Annotated in this window: 7 protein-coding genes; all 7 read left to right on the top strand. The window is 29.2% G+C overall.

Going from position 1 to position 10,723, the window contains the following annotated elements; genetic code table 11:
- Nucleotides 1–450 (top strand): RhuM family protein (rhuM, locus tag RMO70_RS08500; protein WP_310556001.1); only part of this gene is annotated, 450 nt, incomplete at its 5' end.
- Between the two features lie 4 nt (nucleotides 451–454).
- Nucleotides 455–670, top strand: a complete 216-nt coding sequence (locus tag RMO70_RS08495) for a DNA modification system-associated small protein (RefSeq protein WP_084089375.1) — start codon at nucleotides 455–457, stop codon at nucleotides 668–670.
- Nucleotides 671–675: 5 nt separating this feature from the next.
- Entirely contained in the window at nucleotides 676–2,679 is a 2,004-nt protein-coding gene (locus tag RMO70_RS08490) for a hypothetical protein (RefSeq protein ID WP_310556000.1), read from the top strand.
- Between the two features lie 12 nt (nucleotides 2,680–2,691).
- Nucleotides 2,692–4,272 (top strand): helicase HerA domain-containing protein, encoded by a 1,581-nt coding sequence (locus tag RMO70_RS08485; protein ID WP_310555999.1) that lies wholly within the window; start codon nucleotides 2,692–2,694, stop codon nucleotides 4,270–4,272.
- A 56-nt stretch (nucleotides 4,273–4,328) separates the two neighbouring features.
- Nucleotides 4,329–5,777, top strand: coding sequence for an antiviral reverse transcriptase Drt3a (gene drt3a / locus RMO70_RS08480; protein ID WP_310555998.1), 1,449 nt, complete (start codon nucleotides 4,329–4,331; stop codon nucleotides 5,775–5,777).
- Nucleotides 5,777–7,969, top strand: coding sequence for an antiviral reverse transcriptase Drt3b (gene drt3b, locus RMO70_RS08475; protein ID WP_310555997.1), 2,193 nt, complete (start codon nucleotides 5,777–5,779; stop codon nucleotides 7,967–7,969). The genes drt3a and drt3b overlap by 1 nt, the downstream gene beginning before the upstream one ends.
- Before the next feature lie 292 nt (nucleotides 7,970–8,261).
- Nucleotides 8,262–10,226, top strand: a complete 1,965-nt coding sequence (locus tag RMO70_RS08470) for a DUF2779 domain-containing protein (RefSeq protein ID WP_310555996.1) — start codon at nucleotides 8,262–8,264, stop codon at nucleotides 10,224–10,226.
- The last annotated feature ends 497 nt before the right edge of the window (nucleotides 10,227–10,723 follow it).

Genomic DNA, 10,723 nt, shown 5'->3' with positions numbered 1-10,723 from the left:
AATAAATTACTTTGGGCAATATCTCAAAATACGGCAGCCGAGTTAGTGTATCGAAGAGTAGATGCCAGTTTACCACTTTTAGGAATGAAATCTTATGACAAACCAAAAGCAAAATCGGTAACAAAACAAGAAGTTAGTATTGCAAAAAATTATCTTGATGAAAATGAAATAAAATTACTAGGACTATTGGTAGAGCAATATTTGGCATTTGCCGAAACTATGGCACAACAACAAACGCCTATGTATATGAAAGATTGGATTGCAAGATTAGACGGTATACTGCAACTCAACGGTAGAGAATTACTAACACACGCTGGTAAAATAAGTCACGATAGTGCTTTAAAAAAATCATCCGCCGAGTTCGAAAAATACAAACTAAAACAAGCTGCTATTGAGAAAGAGCAAAGTTTGAAAGAAATTGAAGAAGACATTAAACGATTAAAAAAATAATGTTATGATAAACAAAGGACTAGATACGACATTCATTCATTTTGGTATTCGTAAAGACGATATGGAAATTATCAAAAATCTTTGTGAAGAGCAAGGATTAGGGTTTGAATGGCTTGAAGAAAATATACTAAAAGAGTTCCACAATCTTAAAATCAATAACGAAGATATTGATAGCAAAAAGATTGAAAAAATTATTGAAAAGGCTTTAAACAAAATATAAGTACTATGCTCATTACCAAAATAATTGCCAAAAACTTTAAAACCTATCGTGAACTCGATTTGGATTTAACCGTAAACGAAGAGCAGCCAATAATATTAATTGGTGGAGAAAATGGAGGTGGAAAAACCACTTTATTTCAAGCCATTTATAGTGCGTTGTATGGTCTAAAAGTAAAAGACGAACAACACTTCAATAAATTACAAAACGCTGGAGAAAGGGCAAAAAAAGCAGGTAATAGTAGCAACAAAATTGAATTAGAAATTCACTTTACGGGTAAAGTATTGCACAATGATTACAAATACATAATCAAACGATTATATACACTTAACGCACAGGACAGTCCAGTAGAAGCTGTAATGCTTAATCTTAATGGTGACGTTTTTAACTACGGTACGGCAACACCACACGCCGAAAGAGTAAAAAAAGAAGCCGAAGTAAATAAAATAATCAAAGCCAACCTGCCACAAGAATTAAGTAAATATTTTCTTTTTGATGCAATGGAAGCAGGTAATTTGTTAAAGGACGAATACCTTAATCGTGTTATCAAAGAGAATATTGAAAACGTAATGGGTTTCAATAAGTACATTCAATTAGGCAATGCAACCAATACACTAACGCAGGAATACATTGCGCAAAGTATAGAAGTGGAAGAAGAAAGAATTCAATACAAAAACCTTTTAGAGGAACATAAAAAATACCAGGATTTAATAGATGCCACTAAAGTAAAGTATGATAGAAGTTTGAGTTATTCATTGGCTCAAAAAGAATTCTATGAAAGTGCTAAAGAAGGCAAAAATTTTCAGGCGAATATCAAGGAACAAATTCAAATCGTAGAAAGAAAGATTGAGGATATTTTAAATAAAGAAACCCTTTTTATTGACCAATCTGAAAAATTCCTTAATGATATTGAAATTCAGGTTTTCATTCCGAAGCTCATTACTATCGTTCAAAACGAAATTGAATTAATACTTTCAGAGAAAAGTCAACAAAATAATAGCGATTTTATTGAGCCGGAACACATTAGCAAAGTTTCAGATAAAGTGTTAGAATTCCTCAAAGAATACAATTTAATCAAAGGAGAACTAACAGCCGAACAGAAAATAAAACTTGCAGATTATATCCTTAAAAAATCAGGTCAAAACAAAAATGATACGGAATACGATTTCATTGATAAGAATGATGTAACTCACTTAGAACAATTGTTAGGTTGGTCAAGCATCAATCAATACAATACACTAGAACAACAAAAGAGTAGTTTAGAAAAGGAATTGACTTCGCTACCTAATTTGAAAATTCAGTTATTGGATTTAAGGAAAAATGATATGGGAGGTGGCGAAGAAACGATACAGAACTTTGAAGCTAACGAATTAAAAATAAAAGAGTACAAGGAAGCTATCAAAAATTATCAGTCTGATATGGAGCTTTTAGACAAAAAAATTAAAAGATTTGATTTGTCTGATGATGAAGTACCAAATCCTAAATTAGAAGTTCTGAAAAAATTAGGTCCGTTGTTTACTAAAATATCGAATGCTTTACTGGATAATAAAAAATCACGTATCGAAGAAACAATGAAAACCGATTTGAACACCACATTGGTTGCTTATGAAAATCAAATAGATCGTGTAGTGTTGTCCGAAGATTTAAGTAACTTGTCATTTAAAATTTATCACAAAGCAGGAAACGAAATCTATTTGGAAGAGTTAAATGCAGCTTCAAAACAAATAATTATCCAGGTACTTTTAAAATCATTGCATTATTACGGTGACTACAATCCACCAGTAATGATTGATACAGTTATGGGGTATTTAGACGAAAGTAGTAGAGCTTCATTACTCGAAAATTACTTCCCTAAATTATCACATCAAACCATTTTATTGAGTACCGACAGTGAAATTAGGAAAGCGATTGATTTGCAAAAAATAGAAAATTTCATTTCCAAAAAATTCACTCTCGTTAGAGACAAGGAAAATCAATTAACAGAGGTAGTAGAAGGCTATTTTCCTAATTAATACAAAGCAGTTATGGCATCTATAGAAACAGGATTAAGACAAGCGGAAGCGTTAAATTCAAAAATGAATGATTTGCGAGAACGTTTAGAAAAACACATCAATTTAAAAAACTATACAGATAATCATAAAAATGTTACGCCAAAAGGTAATGCAAAATTGATGCGTATTTGTTTGATTGCAGGTTTATCCGATAATGAGAAAAGAAATAAAGAAGTACTGAATATTCAAATGTCGTCTAACAGTATTCATCCAACACTTTTTACAGTTCACAATCTAAATGGTATGTTATCATCAATGATAAAGTTGCGATACCACGATTTAGAAATAAATTGGGAAGATAACATTACAAAAAGTAAAGTCGTAAATGCCGAGATTTTCAGAGGCTTTGATTTACTAATGAAAGGCGACACACTTCAAGAATGGCTAAAAGTCAGTACAACAGCTTCAATAAAAGCAGGACAGATACCATTATTAAACTTGAATATTGGAAATTATGATGGGGATATTAATGCTTATTTAGATATGAATAGCAAAAATGTAACCAACACTCAAATTCTTATTGCAGGTTCAACAGGTTCAGGAAAATCAAATCTTTTAGCCGTTTTAATGAATGAAATGCGCTCATTATCGGTTGAAAGTAATTATCCAGTAAATTTTCTTTTCTTCGATTACAAAGGAGAATTTTCAGATATAGCAAATAATGATTGGCTGCAACATTTTGAAGTAAACCGTTCCGCTATTTTAGATCCAATGGTAGAACCTTTACCATTTACACCATTCAAAGATTTTGTAGGCAAAACACAAAACGAAATCAATTTATACTCAACAGAATTGGCAAACGCATTATTAGCTATTGATAGTGCAAAAATCAGTGCCAATATGAGTAATAGATTATCCGAAGCAATAATCAATGCCTATAAAGACACAAAAGGAAAATCAATCAATTTCACAACTATAATAGAAAACTACACCGATTTACAGCCACAAAACGAACGCGAAAGAATGGATAGTGTAAAATCGGTTTTAAGTCAATTAGAGCGTGCTAATCTATTCCTAAACGATGATAGAATTGATTTAATTGGAAATAGTTTTATTGTGAAAATGGATAAATTTCCAAAAGAAGGTCCAATCGGAAAAGCAATAGTTTATTTCATAGTTTCAAAACTAAATTCCATTTACGAAAATCTACCAGTTCAAGCCAATGATAAAGAAAAAGTAGAATTAAGGCACTTCACAATCATTGATGAAGCTCATTATATGCTAGGATTTGACAACAAACCACTTCGTGATTTGATTGCAGTAGGTCGTAACAAAGGAATGAGTATCATTCTGGCAACTCAAAATATGGATGCTTACAAAAGCAAACATTTTGATTTCTATGCCAATGCACAATATCCGTTAATAATGAAGCAGCAATCCATTAACGATGCAGTGCTAAAAGATATGTATGGAGTAGCAGGAAGCGATTTAGTAGAAATAAAACAAGCCATCGCAGGACTTCAAAAAGGAGAATTAATTATTAAAAACAACGAAGCAATTATACTAGGTTTTGGTAAAAAGTTTAAGAAAATTAAGGTTAGGCATTTGATATAATTCTTATGTAATGCAGTTGTAAATTTTTTTATAGAATATAGTTAAATATAAGGTATATGTTAAATCAATCATTTTCTTTTGAAAACTTTAAGATTATTCACGAAATTGAAAATCGTAAGGGTAATTATTATAATGATTTCTATTCAGATGACTATCATAGAACAACATTACTTTTAAAAGCGAAAAGAAGAGAATGTAAAGTTGAAAAAAACAAAGTAGTAAGAGACGATACAGCTTATGAACTTGCTTTTGAACAAAAACAAATACTTGAAGACGCAAAAGAAAATTATTTAGAAATAGACCTCAATAGATTCTCAAATGAAGTCAATAGTAATAGTTTTAATTTTAGATTAACACCTTTTATTCCAGAATCTGGTTCTAAAACAATTTATACAACTAGCAAAGATGCAGTTTCTTTCTTTACAATGAAACAACTTCAATATAATGTTTTTAGAACTTTCAAAGTAAAACAGGCAAACAGATACCAAATAGTAAAACAGGTTAAAATATTATTACAAGATAAATTCCCAAAATTTATTATTAGAACAGATATAAGGTCATTTTATGAAAATGTTCCACAATATGAATTGTTAAAACTAATAGAAAACAATTCCTTATTAAGTCCTAAATCAGTCTCTTTAATCAAAAACTTACTCTACAACTATAATTTTTTGACAAATCAATTAATTGTAAAAGAACAACTTCGAAAAGGCATCCCTAGAGGTGTAGGTATCAGTCCGTTTTTAGCAGAGCTGTATATGAGAAAAATTGATGAAGAAATTAAAAATATTGAAGGCGTTACTTTTTATGGTAGATATGTAGATGATATAATTATTTTCTTTACACCAAAATCGAAAAACACTTCAGATAATTACTTAGATAAAATAAAAAGGATAATAGAAGACAAAGGTCTAAATATAAAAGATGGTTCGGTTCCAGGTGAAGTTTCAAAAACTCAAGAAATTGATTTATTAAATAATGAAACTACTACTGTTGATATTACTTTATTAGGATATAAATTTAAAATTGTTAGGTCAGCATACAAGGAAATTCTATTATCGGATAATAAAAAAAGGAAATACAAAGAACGCATCACGAAATCAATTGACAGATATCTTAGTGAGCATAGTTATAATAAGAAAGAAGCGAGAAAATTATTAATTCATAGATTTAATTATCTAACAAAAAATTCAAGACTTCATCAACCCAAGAAGGGTTTAATAGGTATCTATTATTCAAATAGTTTATTGGAAAATGACAGCGAATGCTTAAAAAGATTAGACCAAATGTTACATACTGTAGTTGATATAAAATTACCTGTAGCAGGACATCCAACTTTAAATAAAAGACTTAAAAAATGCAACTTTGAAAAGGGTTTTAATGAAAAGAGTTTTTATAACATAAATGGAAAAAAGAAAGATATTCCTGATTTACGTTCTCCAAAATACAAGGCAGAAAAAGTATTAATGAACAATTTTGAAAGAATTGTTGAAGCTTGGAAATAATGAAAAAAAAGAGAACAAAAAAAAGTTTAAAATATTCAAAAAACAGAGTAGTACTATCCGACACACTACCCTATGAAACTCCTTTAACTTTTTCAAATAGATATTTTTATAATTTCTTGGATCAATATGAAGTAAACTTCATAAAAGATGGAAGTGAAAAACTTTCGTTTGCAAAACAAGAAAATGCGAAAAAAGAAGCTGTTATAGTTCAGTTTATGCAAATTTTGTTTGATTTGTCAAATGGTAGTGTAAATAATGTAATTACGATTGATAGAGATCCTAAGAAATCAGAAAATCGTAAAATTCCTTTTGTATATAGAATAACACATAAAGCAAAAGATTACAGGGAATTAACTATTCCACATCCTAAAAGCCAAGTAGAATTAGTCACATTTTATGACAAATACAAAGAACTAATATTGTATTATTCTAAAGAAAGTAAATTTTCTATTCGCAAACCATTCTCAATTGCTAAATTCATTTTTAATAATGATAAACTTAACAAGCAAAATACAGGAGATAATGACGATTTCATTGAAAGTGATGGTAAAGAATATGAAAATTTAAAAAACTTTTTTACTTATAAGAAGTATTCAAATATTTATAAGTTTTACGAAGATTATCATTACCATCGTTCAGAGAAAAAATATGATAAAATGTTCAAATTTGATATTGCAAAATGCTTTGATAGTATTTATACACATTCAATGAGTTGGGCAATTTATAATAAAGAAATTGTAAAAGATAATATCTCTATTTCTAATCAAACATTCCCAGGACAATTCGATAACTTTATGCAAAGTGCTAATTATGGAGAAACTAATGGCATTATCATTGGTCCTGAATTTTCACGAATATTTGCAGAATTAATTTTACAACAAATTGATAAATCGGTAGAAAATGATTTAAGGAAAGAAGATAAATTATATTATAAAACAGATTACGAGGTTTACAGATATGTAGATGACTTCTTTGTTTTTTATAATAAAGACAGTGATAAAGATAAAATTCTATCAAGATTTAAGCTTAATCTGAAGGAATATAAAATGTCAATTAGTGAATCTAAAACACATTATTATAATAAACCTCTAATTACTGAACTCACCATTGCCAAAGAAAAAATGGGTGATTTATTTAGTAAAAAAATCAAATTTTCAATTGAGGACTACGTTGAAGATGATGGTGTACTTAAAAAATTAAACTTTGAATGCGATTCAAATCATCTAATTACAAGATTTAAAATCTTGGTAAAAGAATCAAATGTTGAATATAAGGATATAATGAATTATACATTAGCAATCATCAATAAGAGGGTTGAAAGAAGTATAAGTAAATTTGAAAAATACTATGCAATTTTAGTTAATCTTAAAAGTAAAGGAGAATTATCAGAAGAACAGTTAAAGAAAATGGTAAAACAGGAAAAAGCTTTTACTGATTATATTATAGAAATTTTAGACTTCGCTTTTTTTCTATATACTGTTTCACCAAAAGTTAATTCAACTATAAAACTTTCAACTATATTATCGGCTATAATGCTTTATTATAAAGGAAAGTATAAATTTAAAACGGGTAATCTACTTAATCCAAAAGAATATAAATACTTTTCAAGATTTGATGAACAAAATTCAAATAGAGAATTAATTTTAAAGAAAATCTCCGATGAAATAAATTTGATTTTATTAAATAATAAATCAGAAAAACATATTCAAATAGAGACATTGTACCTATTTATAATTTTACGTGAATTAGGTAAAAATTATAAATTAACCCAAAATGATTTAATAGAATATTTTAAGTTAAAAAGAAACGAAACCTCAAATAATTTAGAATTTGACTTTGAACCAAATTATTTTGTAATTACAGTCTTGTTGTTTTATATTAGAAATACTCACGGTTTTGAAGAAGTTAAAAAGGCAATCAAAACTGCAATTATAAATAAAATAAAAAATGTTGATGAAGATAAAAGAAAGAAATCGGCAGAGTTAGTTTTACTTTTTTTTGATATACTGGTTTGTCCATTTGTAGATAATAAATTTAAAAGAGATATTATGGATTTATTCAATATTCCAGTACATTTACACTTTGATATACTTAATTTTAAAAAAGAAAGAAAGTATTGGTTTACAAAATGGGATAATTTTAATTTATCAAAAGAATTGACAGCAAAAAAATCGTTAGAAGTTTACGACTAAAATATAAAGTTTTGCAACCAGTCAAACCGAATGCGGGTTTAAGTTTGAAAATTAAATATTGGGATTTTAATTATTTGGCTTTTTGTCAAGTATGAAAAGTTTTTTTGTTTGAGGAATAATTTTTAACCGCCACACACAAGCAAAACTGTTACACTTTAAAAGGTGATCTAATTTGAAATAAACTTGTTTGTTTTAATGAAGAGTTAAAGGTAGTCTGACTGGGCTACCTTTTTTATTTGAACAGATATTTAAAAGTTTTATATTAAACCTTATTAAAAGTAAAACATCGACTATGAAACTATTAACGAAATCTCGATTCAAAATGGCATTGGAATGTCCCAATAAACTTTTTTATACTTCTAAAAGAGAATATGCAAACAATAAAAATGAAGACCCTTTTTTGAAAGCATTAGCAAATGGTGGCTTCCAAGTAGAAGAATTAGCAAGACTTCATTATCCAAACGGTATTTTCATAAATACAGAAAACTATGAATATGAAAAAGCAGCTCAACTAACTCAAGAAGCGTTACAGAATGACAATGTGGTAATTTATGAAGCCGCTTTTCAATTCGATGGGCTTTTTATAAGAACAGATATAATTGTCAAAAAAGGGAATGCTATTAAGCTAATTGAAGTAAAAGCCAAGTCTTTTAATCCAAACGAAAAAAATAATTTTATTGGTGCTCGCGGTGGTTTAGTGAGTTCGTGGAAGCCTTACTTATTTGATTTAGCTTTTCAAAAATATGTGGCTCAAAAAACATTTCCTCAATTCAAGTTTGATGCCTATTTGTTAATGGCAGATAAAACTAAGAAAGCAAGTATTGATGGTTTAAATCAATTATTCCGAATTCCAAATAATGGCAATCCAAGAACAGATATTATAAAAAAAGTGCATTCTCTTAAAGAAATTGGTAATTCAGTATTGTCAGAAGTAAATGTTGATACTATCGTAAATGATATTATCGATGATAAATACAAGTATCACGAAAATCTCAATTTTGAAGAGGCTATTATCACTTTCAAGAAAGCCTATCAAGAAGACAAATATATAAATTGGCCAACACAATTCAGTGCTTGCAAAAATTGTGAATTTAAAACAAGTCCTGAACAAGAAAAGGATAGATTGCTTTCTGGCTTTAAAAATTGCTTTACCAAACAATTGAATTGGTCATCTTCGGATTTTAATAAGCCAAATGTCTTGCAAATATGGAACTTCAGAAGAAAAAACGTTATGGAAGAAAACCGTATGTTAATGGAACAATTAACTGAAGAAGATTTTAATATTAAAGCCGAAGCAGATAGGATAGCACCATCCGAAAGACAATGGATACAAGTAGAAAAAGCAGTCAAAAATGATAATTCAATTTATGTAGAAAAAGAAGCATTAAAACAGGAAATGGATAAATGGGTTTTCCCTCTACATTTTATAGACTTTGAAACAAGTACAGTAGCCTTACCTTTTACTGCTGGTCGCAAACCTTATGAGCAAGTAGCATTCCAGTTTTCACATCATAAATACAATGAAGATGGTACTATACAACACCAAAGCCAATATATTAATAATACAGCAGGTGAATTTCCTAATTTTATTTTTGCTAGAGCTTTACAAGCAGCTATTGGAAATGATGACGGAACAGTTTTTAAGTTTGCAACCCACGAGAACACTATTATCAATGCTATAATTACTCAATTGGAAGAAAGTGATGAAGTAGACAAAGAAAAATTAATTACTTTCCTAAAAACAATCTCTAAATCTACCAAAAACCAACAGAAACAATGGGAAGGTAATAGAAATATGGTTGATTTATGTAAAGTGGTCAAAGACTATTATTACAATCCCTATACAAATGGTTCCAACTCCATCAAGGCAGTTTTACCGGCAAGTTTAAACTCAAGTGAATTCTTAAAAAAGAAGTATAGTCAACCAATTGGTAATATATTGTTGAGCAGTCAAAACTTTCCAACAAATCATATTTGGTTACAAATGGACGGTGATAAAGTAATTAATCCATACAAAACCCTACCTCTATTATTTGACAATTGGAGTGAAACAGAACTGGAAGATAATATTTCCGATATAGAAAATATTGCAGATGGAGGAGCGGCATTAACAGCCTATGCTAAATTACAATATGTTGATATGTCAACCAAAGAAAGAAATGAAATAACTCAAGGTCTGTTGAAGTATTGTGAATTGGATACACTAGCAATGGTTATGATTTATGAGCATTTTAAATATGATATAATTGATAAATAAACATCATTTTTTCTATTACTGAATTTACATTATTTATCAATAAATGTTTGTAATTATCTCATTCAGCTGCACAAAAATTGCTCATAGTCCAAGTATTCCTATCATCAATTCTTTGTTTGCTTCATTTCGCTAATTACATTTCCAATAGCGAGAACAATCTTTTTCGTTCGGTGGTAAAAAGGAAGTTTTACATTTCAAAAGCCACTCCTTTGCCAACGCTCCAAAAAAAATTACTGGCACAGTTTTTATCAAAAACACGTACGCTTCGCAACTTGCGCCAGTAATTTTTTTCCCCAAGCTGTTTTACATAATTGAGTATTATAGTTCATCACAAAGCGAGTTTATTGTTTTTTTGTTTTTTGCAATGAAGCTATAATATCATTTATGTAAAACAGCCGCTCCTGCCAACGCGCTTGCCAGTGGCTCCAGGACAACATTTTTTGCAGCTCCCATCGCATCACCCAGCTACAAAAAACACCGTCCTTCGCCACTGTCTT

Origin of the sequence: Flavobacterium sp. (assembly GCF_031422135.1) — a bacterium.
Classification (GTDB): Bacteria; Bacteroidota; Bacteroidia; order Flavobacteriales; family Flavobacteriaceae; genus Flavobacterium.
Note: the sequence above shows the minus strand (reverse complement) of the source record. Positions and strands in the feature narration are given on the sequence as shown.